The following is an 18,672-nucleotide window of genomic DNA, read 5'->3' as shown; positions in this document are numbered from 1 at the left end:
CCAATGACTAAGTATGATGACGCATGGGTCGCACGCGAAGAAGCCAAGCGGGCGATGATGGCCGAAAAGGGTCTCTATTCCGAAGAAGAAGAGCATTCTTCCTGCGGTGTCGGTTTGGTTGTGAACATCGACGGGTCGCGCACCCGATCAGTGGTCGAGAACGGGATCAAGGCGCTGAAAGCCATTTGGCACCGTGGGGCGGTGGATGCCGACGGCATGACCGGCGATGGCGCGGGCATTCACGTGCAAATCCCTGTGCCGTTCTTTTACGATCAGGTGCGCCGCACCGGTCACAAGCCCCACGAAGACGAGTTGATTGCGGTTGGTCAGGTCTTCCTGCCGCGGACCAACTTTGGCGCACAAGAGACATGCCGGACCATCGTCGAAACCGAAGTCCTGCGCATGGGCTATTACATCTACGGCTGGCGCCATGTGCCCGTGAACATCGACTGCCTGGGCGAAAAGGCGAACGCGACCCGTCCTGAGATCGAGCAAATTCTGATCTCGAACTCAAAAGGTGTGGATGAGGACGTCTTTGAGCGCGAGCTTTACGTGATCCGTCGCCGGATTGAGAAGGCAGCCATCGCAGCTCAGGTGCCGCAGATGTACATCGCGTCGATGTCCTGCCGGTCGATCATCTACAAGGGCATGATGCTGGCCGAACAGGTGGCCGAATTCTATCCCGATCTGATGGACGAGCGTTTCGAGAGCGCCTTTGCGATTTATCACCAGCGCTATTCGACAAACACCTTCCCGCAGTGGTGGCTTGCACAGCCGTTCCGCATGTTGGCGCACAACGGCGAGATTAACACGCTCAAGGGCAACCTGAACTGGATGAAAAGCCATGAGATCCGCATGGCATCCTCCGCGTTCGAGGAAATGGCCGAAGACATCAAACCGATTGTGCCTGCGGGGTCTTCTGATTCTGCTGCATTAGACTCTGTTTTTGAGGTTCTCGTGCGCGCCGGACGTTCCGCGCCGATGGCAAAAACCATGCTTGTGCCGGAATCTTGGTCCAAGCAGGCGGTTGAGCTGCCACAAGCGTGGCGCGACATGTATTCCTATTCCAACTCCGTGATGGAGCCTTGGGACGGACCTGCTGCGTTGGCGATGACAGATGGCCGCTGGGTTTGTGCCGGCCTTGATCGCAACGGCCTGCGCCCGATGCGCTACGTTGTAACAGGCGACGGTATGCTGATCGCCGGTTCCGAGGCGGGCATGGTGCCCCTGGACGAGGCGAATGTCGTCTCCAAAGGCGCGCTTGGCCCCGGTCAGATGATTGCGGTGGACATGAAGAAGGGTAAGCTCTTCAACGACACCAAGATCAAGAACAAGCTAAGCGAAGCACTGCCTTTCGGTGAATGGGTCAGCAAGATTGTCGAGCTGGACGAGCCACTGAGCAAGGTGAGCGAAAAGCCGCTGTTTACCGGTGCGGAACTGCGCCGCAGGCAGGTTGCAGCAGGGTATTCCATCGAAGAGCTGGAACAGATTCTGGTGCCGATGGCCGAGGATGCCAAAGAAACGTTGGCCTCCATGGGTGACGATACGCCGTCTGCCGTGCTGTCCAAGCAGTACCGGCCTCTCAGCCACTTCTTCCGCCAGAATTTCTCGCAGGTAACCAACCCACCGATTGATTCATTGCGCGAATTCCGCGTGATGAGCCTTAAGACACGGTTCGGCAACCTCAAGAACGTGCTGGACGAGGATAGCAGCCAGACAGAAATTCTGGTGCTGGATACGCCGTTTGTCGGCAATGCCCAGTTTGAAGAGTTGTTCAAGCACTTCAACGCCGACATGGTGACGATTGACTGTACATTTGCACCGGGTGCGAGCCTTGATGCGGCGCTGAAAAGAATTCGTGCAGAGGCCGAGGATGCGGTGCGCTCCGGCTCAGGTCACATCGTACTAACCGACCAGATGAGCGGTGAGGGCAAAGTCGCGATGCCGATGATCCTCGCGACATCTGCGGTCCACAGCCATCTGATCCGCAAGGGCCTGCGCACTTTCACATCCTTGAACGTCCGCTCCGCTGAATGTGTCGATCCGCATTATTTCGCAGTGCTAATCGGCTGTGGCGCGACCGTGGTGAACGCCTATCTGGCCGAAGATTCATTGAACGACCGGATCGAGCGTGGATTGCTGGATCAGACCCTAACAGGGGCAATGCACCGCTACCGCGAGGCAATTGATCAGGGTCTTTTGAAGATCATGGCGAAGATGGGGATCAGCGTTGTGTCCTCCTATCGCGGTGGTCTGAATTTCGAAGCTGTGGGTCTGAGCCGTGCGATGTGCGCCGAGTACTTCCCCGGTATGACCAGCCGGATTTCAGGTATCGGTGTGACTGGTATCCAGCGCAAGGCCGAGGAAATTCACAACAGAGGTTGGCAGGGTGACGGCACTGTGTTGCCCATCGGCGGTTTCTACAAAGCGCGGACGTCCGGTGAGACACATGCTTGGGAGGCGTCCTCCATGCATTTGCTGCAAATGGCCTGTAACAGAGCCTCATATCAGATGTGGCAGCAGTATTCGAAGAAGATGCAAAGCAATCCGCCGATCCATCTGCGTGACTTGCTGGACATCAAGCCGTTGGGCGAAGCGATCGGACTGGAAGAGGTGGAAAGTATCACCTCAATCCGTAAGCGTTTCGTGACACCGGGCATGTCGTTGGGCGCATTGAGCCCTGAGGCGCATAAGACTTTGAATGTGGCGATGAACCGGATTGGCGCGAAATCGGATTCCGGCGAGGGTGGCGAAGATCCAGCACATTTTGTGCCGGAGCCGAATGGCGATAACCCGTCGGCGAAAATCAAGCAGGTTGCGTCGGGCCGTTTCGGTGTGACAGCGGAATACCTGAACCAGTGTGAAGAGTTGGAGATCAAGGTCGCGCAGGGTGCCAAGCCCGGCGAGGGTGGTCAGTTGCCGGGGATGAAGGTCACCGACCTGATCGCGCGGCTGCGGCATTCGACCAAAGGTGTGACGTTGATTTCACCACCGCCGCACCACGATATCTATTCCATCGAAGACCTTGCGCAGCTGATCTATGATCTCAAGCAGATCAATCCGCGCTGTAAAGTGACAGTGAAATTGGTGGCGTCCAGCGGTGTAGGTACAATTGCCGCCGGTGTGGCCAAGGCCAAGGCGGATGTGATCCTGATCTCGGGGCACAACGGCGGTACAGGTGCCAGCCCTGCAACCTCGATCAAGTACGCCGGTCTGCCGTGGGAAATGGGCCTGACCGAAGCGCATCAGGTGCTGAGCATGAACAACCTGCGGGATCGCGTGACCTTGCGCACCGACGGTGGTTTGCGCACGGGTCGTGATATTGTCATGGCAGCGATGCTGGGTGCCGAGGAATACGGCATCGGCACCGCGGCGCTGATCGCGATGGGTTGTATCATGGTGCGCCAGTGCCAGAGCAACACCTGCCCTGTCGGTGTCTGTACGCAGGACGAAGCCCTGCGCGACAAGTTCACTGGGAATGCAGATAAGGTTGTGAACCTGATTACCTTCTATGCCACGGAAGTGCGTGAAATTCTGGCAAGCATCGGTGCCAAATCACTGGACGATGTGATTGGGCGCGCCGATTTGCTGACGCAGGTTTCACGTGGTTCGGCGCACTTGGATGATCTTGACCTGAACCCGCTGTTGATCGCGGTCGATGGTGCGCACGAGAATGTCTATGATCGCGACAAGCCACGCAATGCGGTGCCTGATACACTGGATGCGCAGATCGTGCGCGATGCGGTGCGGTTCCTTGAGGATGGCGAGAAGATGCAACTGTCATACGCTGTGCAAAACACGCACCGGACCGTCGGCACCCGTGTCAGCAGCCATATCGTTAAGAAGTTCGGCATGCGGAACAACCTGCAACCTGATCATCTCACGGTAAAATTGACCGGTTCTGCGGGTCAGTCGTTGGGTGCCTTTGCGGCACCGGGCCTAAAGCTCGAAGTGGCCGGCGATGCGAATGACTATGTGGGCAAGGGCCTGTCGGGTGGCACGATCGTCGTGCGTCCAACCATGTCGAGCCGCATCGTTGCCTCCGAGAATACCATCATCGGGAACACGGTCCTCTACGGTGCGACCGACGGCTACCTCTTTGCAGCGGGGCGTGCAGGCGAACGGTTTGCCGTGCGCAACTCTGGCGCAAAGGTTGTGATTGAGGGCTGCGGATCGAACGGTTGTGAATATATGACAGGTGGTGTTGCAGTGATCCTCGGGCAAATCGGTGCGAACTTTGGTGCCGGTATGACGGGTGGTATGGCCTATCTTTATGACCCTGATGGGTCCGCTCCTAGCCTGATGAACCATGAGACTTTGGTGCATTGTCCGGTCACTGTGGACCACTGGATGGGACAACTCGAAGAGTTGATGGAGCGGCATCTCGCAGAGACTGGTAGCCGCAAAGCGGCGGAAATCTTGCAGCATTGGGACAGCGAAAAGCACAACTTCCTGCAAATTTGTCCGAAAGAGATGTTGGTGCACCTGCCCGCACCTTTGAGCATGGACGAAAAGGCAGTTCCAGCTGAATGAATTGCCGGCCTGATCCGCTATACTGCGGGTCAGGCATCAAGCACACCAGTGCAGTTGCCTTAACTGATAATTATCCAATCTGGATATCGGCAAGTTTGTTGTGCTTGCGTGATTGCTGGCCGCTCAACAGGCGTTCACAAACGGGCCACGCATCCTTATAGCTGTGCCATGGCTCGGGCAGCGAAAAAGACAAAAACCAAAGGCAAGACACCACAGCGGCGGCGCTTGCCCGGTGTGAGTCTGTTGCTCAAACTGCGGTGGTGGATCTGGCGATCTGTTGCCGTTGTTTTTCTTCTTGCGGTGGCGCTGGTGGTGCTGGGTGCAGTCATGAATCCACCGACCAACGTCTATATGTTCTCGGAAGGGCGCAGGCTTGGAGGGGTTGAGCAAACCTGGGTCCCTCTGGAACAGGTTGCCCCAGCAATGGCGCGATCTGCTGTGGCGGCCGAAGATGCAAATTTTTGCGATCATTGGGGGTTCGACCTGCCTGCCATCAAATTGGCAATCGCCGAAGGGTCCTCCCGCGGGGCATCGACGATCAGCCAGCAGACGGTCAAGAACGTTTATCTCTGGCAGGGGCGCGCTTGGGTACGCAAGGCGGCCGAGGCAATGCTGACACCTCTGGTCGAAGCGGTTTGGTCAAAGCGGCGGATCATCGAGGTCTACCTGAACATCGCCGAATTCGATGAAGGTGTGTTTGGCGTCGAAGCGGCCGCTGTCCATTATTTCGGGGTCAATGCGCGTGACTTGACGGATACGCAAGCGGCCCGCCTTGCGGCTGTCCTGCCATCGCCCAAGAAACGGTCCGCCCGCAATCCAAGCAATTTTGTCCGCAAGCGGGCGCGACAAATCCGCGATGGAGCGGCAACCATTCGCGCGGATGGCCGCGCCGCTTGTTTCGAGAGTTGAATTACCGCCCGTTAGCGGGCATTGAGTTGAGCAGTTCCAATCTGCAAGGTTTGTGCCCATGGCGCGTTTGTTTCATGTTCCCCTGTCCCCGTTTTGCCGAAAGGTGCGGCTGAGTCTTGCCGAGAAAAAGATCGAGGTGGAGCTGGTAGAGGAGCGATATTGGGAGCAAGACCCCGATTTCATGCGTCGCAATCCAGCGGGTAAGGTGCCGGTTCTGCGCTTGGACGGCATCATGATGACCGAAAGCGCGGCGATCTGCGAATATATCGAAGAGACGCGTCCCGAACCATCGCTGCTACCCTCCGATCCTGTGGAACGGCTAGAAGTGCGCCGGTTGGTAAGTTGGTTCGATGACAAATTCCACGCCGAGGTGACCTCCAAACTGCTGTATGAGCGGGTGAATAAAAAGGTCATGAAACAAGGCTATCCTGACAGCAAGAATGTCAAAGCGGGTGCCAAGGCAATCAAGTACCATCTGGATTACCTGACATGGCTTTTGGATCACCGCCGTTGGCTTGCAGGGGACAAAATGACCTTGGCTGATTTCGCAGCAGCGGCGCATTTGTCGTCGCTTGATTATATCTCTGACGTGGATTGGAACCGGTCCGAAGTGGTGAAGGATTGGTATGCCAAGATCAAGTCGCGGCCAGCTTTCCGTGCCTTGTTGGCCGATCAGGTGCCGGGCTTCCCGCCTCCCAAGCATTACAACGATCTGGATTTCTGAACCGGTGGCATGGACCTGAAATCACGTCTTGTCGCCCAAGCCCTGAAAGAAGGGTTTGTGGCCTGCCGTATCTGCCGCCCGTCGGACGTGCCCGAAGTGCCCGAGCGACTGTCGGCTTTTGTGGAGGCTGGATATCATGGTCAGATGTCCTGGATGGCCGACCGCATGGAGTGGCGCGGCAACCCTGCAGCGCTGTGGCCTGAAGCACGCTCTGTTATTATGCTGGCGGAGTCATATGCGCCGGATCATGACCCTTTGGATGTTCTGCACCAGCGCGAGAATGCGGCGGTGTCCGTTTATGCGCAGGGTCGGGATTATCATGACATCGTCAAGAAGCGGCTCAAACGACTGGCGCGTTGGTTGATTGAACAGGAACCATGTGAGGTGAAGGTTTTCGTCGACACTGCCCCCGTGCCAGAGAAAGCTTTGGCGCAAGCAGCGGGCTTGGGCTGGCAAGGCAAGCATACCAATGTTTTGAGCCGCGATTGGGGCAATTGGGCCTTTTTAGGCTCTGTTTTCACAACGCTCGCGTTGGAGCATGATGCGCCAGAGAGAGATCATTGCGGGTCTTGCACTGCTTGTCAGGATATATGTCCAACCGATGCGTTTCCTGCACCCTACCAATTGGATGCGAGGCGCTGCATTTCCTATCTGACGATCGAGCATAAAGGCCCTGTTGATCTGGAGCTGCGCGCAAAGCTAGGCAACCGGATCTACGGATGTGACGACTGTCTGGCGACCTGCCCGTGGAACAAGTTCGCGGTTGAGGCGAGCGACATGAGGTATCATGGCACCGCCGGGGCTCCAGCGCCGCTCAAAGAATTGGTGGGGTTGGATGACGCCAACTTTCGCACACGGTTTTCCGGCTCGCCCATCAAAAGGATCGGGCGCGACAGATTTGTGAGAAACGTACTTTACGCAATCGGCAATTCCGGCCTGTCTGATTTGATACCCCACGCCCAAGCACTGACTGATGACCCTGATGTGGCGGTGGCCGATGCTGCGCGCTGGGCCGTGGCGCAACTTGATCAAGGTTGATCCCTTTGATCTGGACTGTCGGCGAGAAGCACGTACACCAGTTTGAAACGAGAAGAGGAGAACCTCGATGGCTTTGCTTTTGGGCGTAGATACCGGCGGCACCTATACCGACGCGGTGATTATCCGTGACGAAGAGATGGTTGTCGCTTCTGCCAAGTCTCTGACGACACGCCAAGACCTTGCTATCGGTATTGGCGCTGCGGTGTCTGCTGTTCTAACAGAAGCGGGCGTTGATGCGGCTGACATCTCACTTGCGTCGCTGTCGACCACGCTTGCCACCAATGCCTTGGTTGAGGGGCAAGGAGGGCGCGTCGCTCTGATCTATATCGGATTTCAAGAAAAGGATTTGCAGACCCAAGGACTGGCGGACGCACTGAAGGGTGACCCTTTCATCGTATTGGAAGGCGGGCATAATCATGCAGGCGGTGAAGCAAAGCCACTCGACGAAAGCGCTCTTATTGCTTTTTTAGAGACACATCGGAATGATGTGAGCGGCTTTGCTGTTGCGAGCCAGTTCGCGACGCGCAATCCGGCGCACGAATTGCGGGCGGCGTCTTTGGTCGGAGAGATTACTGGCCGGCCGGTTTCCGCATCTCATCAATTGTCGGCCAAATTGAACGGTCCCAAGCGTGCAATGACAGCGGTGCTGAACGCGCGTTTGATTGGTATGATCGACAGGTTGATCGGTCGGGCCGAAGATACGTTGATAGATCTAGGCATCAGCGCCCCGTTGATGGTGGTGCGCGGCGACGGTGCGCTTATCTCTTCCGCTCAGGCGCGGGAGCGACCGATCGAGACAATCCTGAGCGGTCCTGCCGCGTCGATTGTAGGCGCACGTTGGATGACCGGCGCTGATCTTGCGTTGGTTAGTGACATCGGTGGCACAACGACCGATGTGGCGCTGCTTAAGGATGGCAAGCCAATGATTGATCCGGCAGGGGCGCGGGTCGGGCTGTATCGCACGATGGTTGAGGCCGTCGCGATGCGCACCACGGGGCTGGGCGGAGATAGCGAGGTACACTTCATTTCTGAAGGTTTGCAGGGCGGGGTCACACTGGGGCCAAAGCGAGTGCTGCCGGTGTCGCTGGTTGCGGTTGAAGCGCCTGAAATCGTGCATGACGCATTAGATGCTCAATTGCGTGCGGTGACACCTGGTGAGCATGACGGCCGGTTTGTGCGCGCTGTAATGGGGGTAAGCCATGAAGGCATCGGGCCGCGCGAAGCTGATCTGCTTGGGAGGATCGGCGATGCCGTTCATCCGTTAGGAGACATCCTGAAAGCACGGATCGAGCAAGGGTCGATGAAGCGGCTGGTGGAGCGCGGATTGGTGCAGATCGCAGCGGTGACGCCATCGGATGCAAGTCACGTGTTGGGTAACGTCATGGAGTGGGACAGCGGTGCTGCCCGCAAGGCATTGCAGCTTTTCGGCCGACGGCGGACAGGATCCGGTACGGTGCTTTCAAACACGGAAGAAGATGTGGCGGAGATGATCGTTGACCGATTGACCCATCAGACCGTTTTAGCCTTGTTAGAGACTGCTTTCGCAGAAGAGGAGGTACCGCTCGATGCCGAGCCAGAGACTTTGGCGCGGCATGTACTGATGCAGCGCGGCATGTCGGGACGGCAAGGATTGGTCAAATTAGAGACTGGTTTGAACGTCCCTGTGGTGGGCCTCGGTGCGTCTGCGCCTTGCTACTATCCGGCTGTCGGAGAGCGTTTGGGATGCGAGATGATCCTTCCCGAACATGCGGGTGTCGCAAATGCCATCGGAGCGGTGGTCGGACGTGTTACAATGCGGCACAGTGGGACAGTCACCTCACCAAGCGAGGGCAAATTTCGGGTGCATCTGGTCGAAGGGCCGCAAGATTTCGGGGACAGGGAGAGCGCCCTTCGTTTGCTAGAATCTGTCTTGAGGGAGCAGGCGACATCACAAGCTGTCGCTGCGGGGGCGGAAGACGTCCATGTCACAGTTCAACGCGACATTCGGACTGCGGGCGTCGAAGCACGCGAGGTCTTCATCGAGGCAGAGATTACCGTTGAGGCATCAGGCCGCCCAAGGGTGGCGGTGTAAGGCGGGCAAACCCCGCCCTACAATTTATTCTGCCGCTGCGCGTTTGGGCAGAACCCAGTCCGCGCGCGGGAAGTGGCAGGTATACCCGTTCGGAATACGCTCTAGGTAGTCCTGATGCTCCGGCTCCGCCTCCCAGAAATCGCTTACGGGTTCGACTTCTGTGACAACCTTGCCGGGCCAGATGCCGGAGGCTTCGACATCTGCAATCGTATCAAGCGCCACAGCTTTTTGATCTTCGTTCTCGTAATAGATCGCCGAGCGGTAGCTCATCCCGCGATCATTACCCTGACGGTTCAGCGTTGTCGGGTCATGTATCTGAAAGAAGAACTCAAGCTGTTCACGATAAGATGTCTTGGACGGATCAAAGATCACCTCGATCGCTTCGGCGTGGGTGCCATGGTTGCGGTAGGTCGCATTGGGGACATCCCCACCGCTGTAGCCTACGCGTGTGGAAATGACGCCGGGTCGACGGCGGATCAAATCCTGCATACCCCAGAAACATCCCCCTGCCAGTACTGCGCGTTCCGTCGTCATGCTGCGTCCTCCACTTGATTTACGTAGTCGCCATAGCCTTCGGCCTCCATATCATCGCGGTGGATGAAACGGAGCGAGGCTGAGTTGATGCAGTAGCGCAGACCGCCACGATCCTGCGGGCCGTCGGGAAAGACGTGACCAAGGTGGCTGTCGCCGTGGGTGCTGCGAACTTCGGTGCGCACCATGCCCAACGTGCGGTCTTCGATCTCTGCCACGTGGGCGGGTTCAATCGGTTTGGTAAAGCTGGGCCAGCCACAACCGCTTTCGTATTTGTCAGCGGAGGCGAACAGCGGCTCGCCAGAAACGATATCGACGTATATACCCGGCTCCTTGTTGTTCAACAGTTTGCCCGTTCCGGGGCGCTCTGTCCCGCTTTCCTGCGTGACGTAGAATTCTTCGGGCGACAGGGTCGCCACAACTTCGGCGCGTTTTTCGTATTTTGACATGATGTCCTCCTTGGCGCGTGCGGTTGCCTTATTAAATGGGGTGCTATTTCGAAAATGAAAGGGATTTGCCTCGGTTGCAACTTCGCAGTGCGGAAATGCGTGAATTGACTGAACGTTAGACAGGATTGGGATCAGATATGCGATGGGTTCTCGGTGTGTTTTTGAGTGTGCTTGCAGCAGCGTCATTTGCTGCGCCGCGCGATATGGTTTTCGAAAATATTGATGGCGGCACCCTGAACCTGGCCGATTGGGCCGGGCAACCGGTTCTGATTGTGAACACTGCATCACAATGTGGCTACACGGGCCAGTATGAGGGCCTGCAAAGTTTGTATGACACGTACAAAGACCGCGGACTGGTCGTCCTTGCAGTGCCGTCTGATGACTTCAATCAGGAACTGGAGAGCGGCGCAGAAGTGAAAGAGTTCTGCGAGATTTCTTTTGGGCTGGATTTGCCCATGGCTGACATTACGCGGGTACGGGGCTCAAGTGCGCATGTTTTTTATAAAGCGGTCAAAGCCGAGACAGGGTTCGTACCGAAGTGGAATTTCAATAAAATACTCATGGGGCCGGACGGGGAGGTGGTAGCGACATGGGGATCAAACGCGCGTCCAATGTCCCGACAGATCATCAATGCGATTGAGCCGTTGTTGAACTGAGAAAGCCACAATAGGCTGCGTTCCGAGAGGAGCGATTTAATGGACGACCCGGACCTTGATGCGGCCTATGCGCTGAAGACCCCAGACGATAATCGTGCGCTGTATGCGAATTGGGCGGACAGCTACGATAGCTCATTTGCTGATGAAGCAGATTACCGGCTCCCGCAGATCGTAGCCTTTGTACTTGCCGATGTGATGCGTGGAAGCGGGCCGGTTCTGGATGTTGGTGCCGGCACAGGGTTGGTAGCGCAGAATATTCCGGATCGGGATGCGCTTGAGATTGATGCGCTCGACATTTCGCCAGAGATGTTGGCCCAATCAGCCAAAAAGGGCCTGTATAGAGCCTATATCGAAGCGGATTTGACAAAACCTGTCGACATTCCTGATGAGATTTACGGTGCTGTGGTCAGCGCAGGTACATTCACCCATGGGCATGTCGGGCCTGAAGCCATTGATACACTGCTCAGGATCGCAAAGCCGGGTGCTGTATTCGTGTTGTCGATCAATTCCGAACACTTTAGCGCACACGGATTTGAGGCAAAATTCGCTGCAATAGAGTCTGAAATCGCACAGCTGGATTTTCGCATCTTGGATATTTACGGGCCATCCGGACCGCCGGAACATCAAAATGACAAGGCGCATATCGCGGTCTTTCGTAAGCGGCCCGTTTAACGGTGCGTCGCGGTGGTGCCTGACCAAAGAACCTTTCCGTCAGACGCTTCCATTCCAGGCGGGTTGCCGTAAGCGTTGCGATAGCTTTTGGAGAAGTGCGACAATGAGTGAAAGCCACATGCTACGCAGACATCGGTGACACTAAGATCAGTCTGCCGTAACAGATTGCGGGCTTTTTCAAGACGCAGATGTAGATAGTACCGCTTCGGTGAGGTGGACAGGTATCGGGCAAACAAGCGTTCCAACTGGCGCGTGGACAGCCGGACAATGTCTGATATCTCGTCCGGCCGCAGTGGATCCTCCAGATTGTTTTCCATGATCTGGATCGCGAGCAGCAATTTAGGATTGCGTACATCAGGACGGGATTGAAGTGACATGCGCTGGCCCTGCGCATGAGAGCGCGGCACCGCATACACCATCTGGTCGGCCACCCAGTTGGCAATCTCCGGCCCGTAATCATCCCGCACACGCGTCAACATCAGATCCATCGACGCCGCCCCACCGGCGGAGGTGAACACCCTTCCGTCGATTGAAAACAGGGTGTCCTCCATAATGACATCCGGCAGCATTTCCGCGAGGGCGGTCTTGTATTCCCAATGTGTCGTCACACGCTTGCCGCCGATAAGTCCTGCCAAAGCAAGCACATAGGTGCCAGAGGACAGCGCGCCATAGTCCATGCCTTTGCGGGTCTCGCGGCGCAGCCAGTTCAACACGGCTTTGGTGCTGCTCCGTCCGGCATTTTCACCCGCACAGACGATAAGCGTTTCATCGCGCCGCAGATCCGTGAGCGCAGTATCGACTGCGACGCGGACGCGGTTGTACGCCATGACTGGTTCACCATCTTCGGATATCAGCCGCCAGTCGTAGAACTTGCGCTTGGAACCGTGGTGATTGGCCAATGACAGACAGTCGAGCGCGCATGAAAACCCAAGCGTAGAGAAGCCGGGCAACAGCAAGAATGCATAGGACTTGGGCGGTGCATCAGGTTCCGTCATGCTTTGCAGCAAATCACAGGATAGATGCGTCGGGCCGCCGTTCTGCGGCATCACATGTCGGGATCAGGCGTTCTTTTGGCGGGAAATTTGTACGGCAAGAATGCCGATTGTGATGATTGTGACGCCAAGAATATCGCGCGATCCCAACGTCTCAGACAACAAAAGCGAAGCGATTGCGACGCCGAAGAACGGGTTGAGGAAGTGGAAGGTCGCAGCGCGCGTTGCACCGATCCGGTTGACGAGCCAGAACCAGATGATCGTCGCAGCCAATCCGGGAATAAGACAAGTGTATGTAAAGGCAAAGAAAAGTGGCCAGGACGGGTTGATGCGCGGTGTTTCGAAGGCAAGTGTCGCAAGGGCCAATGCGACACAACCCACCAGCATTTGCAGCCCAACGATCATCAGAAAATTACCGCCAGACGTGGCACCACGCACCAATAGCGTAGCTGCTGTCAGAGCAATAACCCCCACGACGCAGAGCGCGACACCCATCATATCCACGCCGCCGCCCAGGCGCGCGCCCATGATGATGGAAACGCCAATAACGCCTGCAATCAGCCCGATCACGCCAAGCGGTTTAAGTTTTTCGCCCAGCACGACCCAGGCTGCAAATCCGACAAGAAGGGGCATGGTAGAGGCGATAATGGCCGCAAGCGACGCTTCTACCGTCTGCATGGCGACGAAGTTCAGACCCAGATAAACAGCGTTTTGGAGGATGCCGAAGATGATAGTCGCCCGCCACTGCGCCGGTGTCAGCCGCATGGACTGACCCAGCGCGAGCGCGATACCGACACCCAGCAAACCGGAAATCAGATAGCGGCAAGACAAAGCAAAAAGCGGCGACATGTCAGCGACGATGATCCGCGCTGATGTAAAGGCAGAGGACCACATAATCGCAAAGACCAAGCCCAACAGAATTGCGCGAATATCCATGAATCTCTCCCTGCTCGCGGGCAGAGTTTCCGAACATGGCGGGAACGGCAAGCGGATTAACCCGCAAACCAAAATTACTCTGTAGGTTAGCCTTCTTCGGCCTGCCGTTGTGGCAAATCGGCTGTTTGTTCCACTGGAGCATCACCGAAATCTACGATCAACTGACTACCGTCGGGTGTCATATCGGTGTTCGTCGTACCACCAAGGTTTGAAGCCGCGGCAGAGACGAGGCTGAGGCCGATACCGGTTGTTCGTGTCGGCGATGGTTCACTTCCCCGGTTTCCGATCCCGTTATCGCGGCACTCTAGGCGGTATTGCCCCAAATCTGTGACCAAGAGGCTTACGCAAATCTCTCCCTTTCGTCCGTCAGGGAAAGCATGCTTGATCGAATTGGCAACAAATTCGCCGATGATCATTGCAAGGTTTGCAGCATGGTCGGACCGCATAACAATTGGTGCGATCTTTGCGCTGACGGTGATGTTTTCGGGTGCTGTATCCTGAAGGAGCGCTACCACGCGATCCAGATATGCGCCGGTATCGATGGCGTTGCGTCCATCCGTGCTTTGCAGCTCTAGGTGGAGCGCCGCGATGGCATCAATTCGCCGCTGGATCGCCCCCAGTGCTTCGACTGCAGCGTCGTCAGAGATGGTGCGCGTATAGACACGAACAATGGCAGACATCGATTGCAACGAATTCTTGACGCGGTGATCCGCCTCTGACTGCAAGATTTCCTGGTTGCGAAGGGCGATCCGCAGATCAAGCTGTTTCATCACCTGACGCGACAGAACGGAAAGTGTTTTCCGCTGAAGGTCGGTCAATTCGCGCGGCTTGTCGTCAAGCACACACAGAGTGCCAATGGGCATGCCGTTAGAAGCGACCAGCGGTGCCCCAGCATAAAAACGGATGGGGTCGTCACCCGTGCAAAGAGGGTTGTCTGCGGTACGCGGATCAATCAGCGTATCATTGATTTCTAGTATCTCGTCTTTCAGGATCGCATGCGCACAGATCGCTTGATCGATCGGTGTCGCATCATCCTGCATGCCCACCTTGGCCTTGAACCACTGACGATCCTCATCAACCAGTGAGATCAGAGACATCGGCATTTCGCAAATTTCGGAGGCGAGCTGAACAATCTCGTCGAGATCAGATTCATGGTCCGTGTCTAGTACGCCAAAGTCCCTGAGGGTCTGAAGACGCTCTTGATTCATAGGATGGATATCAGCACGCATGTTGGCGTCCTTTTAAAAAGAATGGTCTACGATGCGTCCCTCATCAAGATATAGAACGGCTAGTTGAGAGAGTCCACAAAATCACCCTTTTTATATCCACAATAGAAAAGGGCCGCCCGTGGGCGACCCTTTGAATCTCTGCAATCCCCGAAGGATTAGCCGTTCACGCTATCTTTCAGCGCTTTGGCGATGGTCATTTTCACAACCTTATCCGCTTCTTTCTTGAATTGCTCACCCGTTGCAGGGTTGCGAACCATACGCTCAGGACGCTCACGGCAGTAAATTTTGCCAACGCCGGGCAGTGTAACGGCACCACCGCCGGACACTTCTTTGGTGATCAGATCACAAACGGCTTCGAGCGCTGCGCTTGCGGATTTCTTGTCAGAGCCCATCTCTTCTGCCAGTGCGGCGACGAGCTGAGTCTTTGTCATTGGTTTTGCCATTTTTCTTTTCTCCTTAGACCGCCCGATGTTGGGCCTCCTGCGGGGAAAGTAACGGCATGTTGTAGGGTAGCACAACGGATATTGCGCTGATTTTCAGTGAAAACAGGCGTTTTTTGTGGTTTTTTCCCGTTATGATAAGGTCACAGGAAGGCGGTCTCGTCAAACGAGCGCAATTTTCGGCTATGAATGCGCTCGAGCGGCGTGCTGCGCAAGAGCTCCATTGCGCGAATTCCGATCATCAAATGGCGGGAAACCTGCGTTTTGTAGAAGTCCGACGCCATGCCAGGCAGCTTCAACTCACCATGTAGGGGCTTGTCCGAGACACATAAAAGTGTGCCGTAAGGCACGCGGAAGCGATAGCCGTTCGCGGCAATTGTGGCGCTTTCCATGTCGAGCGCAATGGCGCGGGATTGCGACAGCCGCTGAACCGGTCCGGACTGGTCGCGCAACTCCCAGTTCCGGTTATCAATCGTGGCGACGGTACCGGTACGCATAATGCGCTTCAGCTCGTATCCTTCAAGCTGCGTGACCTGCGCCACGGATTGTTCCAACGCGATCTGGATTTCCGCGAGCGCGGGGATGGGGATCCAGACAGGCAGGTCATCGTCCAGTACGTGATCTTCGCGCAAGTAGGCATGAGCGAGAACGAAATCACCAAGCGCTTGTGTGTTGCGCAGGCCGGCACAGTGACCCACCATAATCCACGCATGCGGGCGCAGCACGGCGATGTGATCGGTTGCGGTTTTTGCGTTGGATGGACCAACCCCGATATTGACCAGCGTTATGCCCGACCCGTCCTCGCGCTTAAGGTGATAGGTCGGCATTTGCGGCGTCTTCATCGTTTCGGGGATAGGCGTGTCACCATCGGTGATCTCTACATTTCCGGTCGAAACAAATGAAGTGTAACCGCTGTCGGGGTCGTTCAGTTGACTGCGGGCGTATTCCTCAAACTCGGTGACGTAGAACTGGTAGTTGGTGAACATCACGTGACATTGGAAATGTTCGGGGTCCGTGGCGGTGTAGTGCGCCAGACGGGCCAGCGAATAATCCACGCGCTGTGCGGTGAACGGGGCAAGCGGACGCAGATCGTCAACCGGTTGATAGGTGCCGTTCACAATATCGTCGTTGGTGGTGGACAGGTCCGGCACGTCGAAAATATCGCGCAGTGTAAAATCTGCTGCACCGTCCTGTGGAATGTTCACTGCGTTTTCGCCCGTCACGGCAAAATGTACGGGGATCGGGGTGGCGGATAGACCGATCGTGACCGGCTGGCCGTGATTTTCGATCAGTAGACCGATCTGCTGGATAAGATAGTGCCTGAACAGGTCCGGCCGGGTAATGGTCGCTGCGAACTTTCCGGGGGAGGACACATGTCCGAAACTCAAGCGGCTGTCGACTTGGGCGTAGCTTGAGGTCATAAACCGGACCTCTGGATAAAACGCGCGGATGCGCACGTCGGTCACCGGCTGCTCTAACACTTTCGCGAATTGGTCGCGCAGAAAGGATGTGGCCTTCAGATAGAGCTCGGTAAGGCAGTCCACGGCCGCGGTGGCATCGGTAAATTCCTGTGGATGCGCGGTGTCTGGTGTGAGTATTTTCATTGTCGTTCTTTCTTTTTGGGGCGGTCCTGCCCGTTCGGATATTCAATCGTTCAATTGTTACGATGCAATCACATCAATAAATTCAAAGCTGCGCACATCGACCAATCCCAGATCAGAGATGCGTAGTTCGGGTATGACAACAAGCGCCAGCAATGAATGCTGCATATAGGCGTTATTAAGCTTGCAGCCGCAATCGCGCATGGCCTGCATCATCTCTTCCGTTTTTGCCGCCACTTCTTGCGCGGGGCTATCGGACATAAGACCTGCAATCGGCAGTTCAACCGAGGCAAGCTCGACCCCGTCTTTGAAAATTGTGATGCCACCACCCGCTTTGCGCAGATGATTTGCGGCCAACGCCATCTGGTCGCGGTCGGTGCCGACAACGATCATATGATGGCTGTCATGGGCCACGGTTGAGGCCATGGCCATGGTGCCAGTGTAGCCGAAGCCCGAAACGAAAGCGTTGACCACTGTACCCGTGGCGCGGTGACGCTCAACAAGTGCGATTTGTGCGACTTCGCCGGTGGCCTGCACCCGTCCGTCGGTGACCGGTAGCTCGAATTGCAGCGCGCGGGTGGGGGCCTGATTTTCCACCACGCCGATAACATTGGCAGTGACGGCGTTGGCCCCGCGCGGTGCCTCGACTGTAAAGTCGTTCCCAGTCAGGTCGCGCGCCATATTCACAGTCTGGCGGGCAGCATCGGGCCAGGCATAATGCGGACAATCAACGAGGCATTGGCCATCTTCCGCTACAATCCTACCACGGGCGATAACAGTCTCTATCGGGAGCGTTTTTAGATCAGACGTCAGGATAATGTCAGCCCTGCGCCCTGGCGTGATAGAGCCAATATCACGCTCAAGTCCGAAATGCGTGGCGGTATTTATTGTCGCCATTTGCAGCGCGATCAGCGGATCACAACCACAATCAATGGCATGGCGCACAACACGGTTCATATGCCCGTCATTGACCAATGTACCAGAGTGGCAATCGTCGGTGCAAAGGATCATGTTGCGCGGATCGAGACCTTTCTCCGTGATTGCGGTGATTTGCGTCTCAATATCGTACCAAGCCGAACCTAGCCGGATCATTGACCGCATCCCCTGCCGCATCCGCATGATAGCATCCGCTTCACAGGTCCCTTCGTGATCGTCCGCAGGACCACCTGCCACATAAGCGGCAAAGGCAGGCCCCAAATCGGGAGAGGCATAGTGGCCGCCGACTGTTTTGCCTGCCCGCTGGGTGGCCGCGATTTCGGCCAGCATTTGCGGATCGGCGTTAGAGACCCCGGGAAAGTTCATCATTTCGCCCAGACCGATGATGCCGGGCCACTCCATGGCTTCTGCCACATCCTCGGCGCTGATCTCGAAACCCGTCGTCTCCATGCCGGGGGCAGAAGGGGCGCAGGAGGGCATCTGGGTGAAGATGTTGATGGGCTGCATCAGAGCCTCATCATGCATCATGCGCACACCATTCAGGCCAAGGACATTCGCGATCTCGTGAGGATCGGTAAACATGCTGGTCGTGCCGTGCGGCATCACGGCGCGGGCGAATTCCGCAGGGGTCAGCATGCCGCTTTCGATATGCATATGGCCATCGCAAAGGCCGGGGACCATGTACCTGCCTTTGGCTTCGATAATCTGCGTTTCGGGACCGCGGCAATGGCCTGCATCCGGCCCGACAAAGGCAATGCGGCCCTTGGTGATAGCAATATCGTGGTCTGGCAGTACTTCGCGGGTGTGGACATTGACCCAGATGCCACCGGTGATGATGGTATCAGCGGGGCTGCGCCCTGCGGCGGTATTGACCAGATCGGAGGCGATATCGGCCCATGCGGGGAAAGTTTCTTGCGTCATGGCCAAAGGTGACACAGGGTTCAGGCAGGTTCAA

General features: G+C 56.4%; 15 protein-coding genes. 7 read left to right on the top strand and 8 right to left on the bottom strand.

What is annotated here, in order from left to right; all coding sequences use genetic code 11:
• Window positions 1-3: 3 nt before the first annotated feature.
• The 5 genes from gltB to Z946_RS0107435 all read left to right on the top strand — a co-directional run bounded on the left by gltB (window position 4) and on the right by Z946_RS0107435 (window position 9,275).
• The gene (gene gltB / locus Z946_RS0107455) at window positions 4-4,533 is read left to right on the top strand and encodes a glutamate synthase large subunit (protein WP_025055100.1); all 4,530 of its coding nucleotides are present in this window, start codon (window positions 4-6) and stop codon (window positions 4,531-4,533) included.
• Window positions 4,534-4,701: 168 nt separating this feature from the next.
• The gene (gene mtgA / locus Z946_RS0107450) at window positions 4,702-5,442 is read left to right on the top strand and encodes a monofunctional biosynthetic peptidoglycan transglycosylase (protein WP_025055099.1); all 741 of its coding nucleotides are present in this window, start codon (window positions 4,702-4,704) and stop codon (window positions 5,440-5,442) included.
• Between the two features lie 58 nt (window positions 5,443-5,500).
• On the top strand, window positions 5,501-6,166 hold the full coding sequence (gene fzlA, locus Z946_RS0107445) for an FtsZ-binding protein FzlA (protein ID WP_025055098.1): 666 nt from the start codon (window positions 5,501-5,503) through the stop codon (window positions 6,164-6,166).
• A gap of 9 nt (window positions 6,167-6,175) precedes the next feature.
• Window positions 6,176-7,204: a tRNA epoxyqueuosine(34) reductase QueG gene (queG, locus tag Z946_RS0107440; RefSeq protein WP_025055097.1), complete on the top strand. Its 1,029-nt coding sequence runs from the start codon at window positions 6,176-6,178 to the stop codon at window positions 7,202-7,204.
• A 67-nt stretch (window positions 7,205-7,271) separates the two neighbouring features.
• Window positions 7,272-9,275 (top strand): hydantoinase/oxoprolinase N-terminal domain-containing protein, encoded by a 2,004-nt coding sequence (locus tag Z946_RS0107435; protein WP_025055096.1) that lies wholly within the window; start codon window positions 7,272-7,274, stop codon window positions 9,273-9,275.
• Window positions 9,276-9,299: 24 nt separating this feature from the next.
• Here Z946_RS0107435 and msrA read toward each other — a convergent pair whose 3' ends face one another.
• Complete coding sequence (msrA, locus tag Z946_RS0107430; protein ID WP_025055095.1) at window positions 9,300-9,809, bottom strand: peptide-methionine (S)-S-oxide reductase MsrA; 510 nt, start codon at window positions 9,807-9,809, stop codon at window positions 9,300-9,302.
• Window positions 9,806-10,255, bottom strand: coding sequence for a peptide-methionine (R)-S-oxide reductase MsrB (gene msrB, locus Z946_RS0107425; protein ID WP_025055094.1), 450 nt, complete (start codon window positions 10,253-10,255; stop codon window positions 9,806-9,808). Before msrB ends, msrA begins: the two co-directional genes overlap by 4 nt.
• Before the next feature lie 137 nt (window positions 10,256-10,392).
• On the opposite strand from msrB, the gene Z946_RS0107420 reads away from it, so the two are divergent.
• Both Z946_RS0107420 and Z946_RS0107415 read left to right on the top strand, forming a co-directional pair.
• Window positions 10,393-10,911, top strand: coding sequence for a glutathione peroxidase (locus tag Z946_RS0107420; RefSeq protein WP_025055093.1), 519 nt, complete (start codon window positions 10,393-10,395; stop codon window positions 10,909-10,911).
• Between the two features lie 39 nt (window positions 10,912-10,950).
• On the top strand, window positions 10,951-11,583 hold the full coding sequence (locus Z946_RS0107415) for a class I SAM-dependent DNA methyltransferase (RefSeq protein WP_025055092.1): 633 nt from the start codon (window positions 10,951-10,953) through the stop codon (window positions 11,581-11,583).
• Here Z946_RS0107415 and Z946_RS0107410 read toward each other — a convergent pair.
• The 6 genes from Z946_RS0107410 to ade form a co-directional block, all read right to left on the bottom strand.
• Window positions 11,580-12,629, bottom strand: coding sequence for a GlxA family transcriptional regulator (locus tag Z946_RS0107410; RefSeq protein ID WP_241461310.1), 1,050 nt, complete (start codon window positions 12,627-12,629; stop codon window positions 11,580-11,582). The two genes, Z946_RS0107415 and Z946_RS0107410, sit on opposite strands and share 4 nt — an antisense overlap.
• 12 nt (window positions 12,630-12,641) lie before the next feature.
• Window positions 12,642-13,511: a DMT family transporter gene (locus tag Z946_RS0107405; protein WP_025055090.1), complete on the bottom strand. Its 870-nt coding sequence runs from the start codon at window positions 13,509-13,511 to the stop codon at window positions 12,642-12,644.
• Window positions 13,512-13,597: 86 nt separating this feature from the next.
• Window positions 13,598-14,740: a histidine kinase dimerization/phosphoacceptor domain -containing protein gene (locus tag Z946_RS0107400; RefSeq protein WP_025055089.1), complete on the bottom strand. Its 1,143-nt coding sequence runs from the start codon at window positions 14,738-14,740 to the stop codon at window positions 13,598-13,600.
• A gap of 155 nt (window positions 14,741-14,895) precedes the next feature.
• On the bottom strand, window positions 14,896-15,183 hold the full coding sequence (locus tag Z946_RS0107395) for an HU family DNA-binding protein (RefSeq protein WP_025055088.1): 288 nt from the start codon (window positions 15,181-15,183) through the stop codon (window positions 14,896-14,898).
• Between the two features lie 140 nt (window positions 15,184-15,323).
• Entirely contained in the window at window positions 15,324-16,784 is a 1,461-nt protein-coding gene (locus Z946_RS0107390) for an AMP nucleosidase (protein WP_037969102.1), read from the bottom strand.
• Window positions 16,785-16,841: 57 nt separating this feature from the next.
• Complete coding sequence (gene ade, locus Z946_RS0107385; protein WP_025055086.1) at window positions 16,842-18,638, bottom strand: adenine deaminase; 1,797 nt, start codon at window positions 18,636-18,638, stop codon at window positions 16,842-16,844.
• Between the last annotated feature and the right edge of the window lie 34 nt (window positions 18,639-18,672).

Source organism: Sulfitobacter noctilucicola (assembly GCF_000622385.1).
Classification (GTDB): domain Bacteria; phylum Pseudomonadota; class Alphaproteobacteria; order Rhodobacterales; family Rhodobacteraceae; genus Sulfitobacter; species Sulfitobacter noctilucicola.
This window is presented reverse-complemented; position numbering and strand designations above follow the sequence as displayed.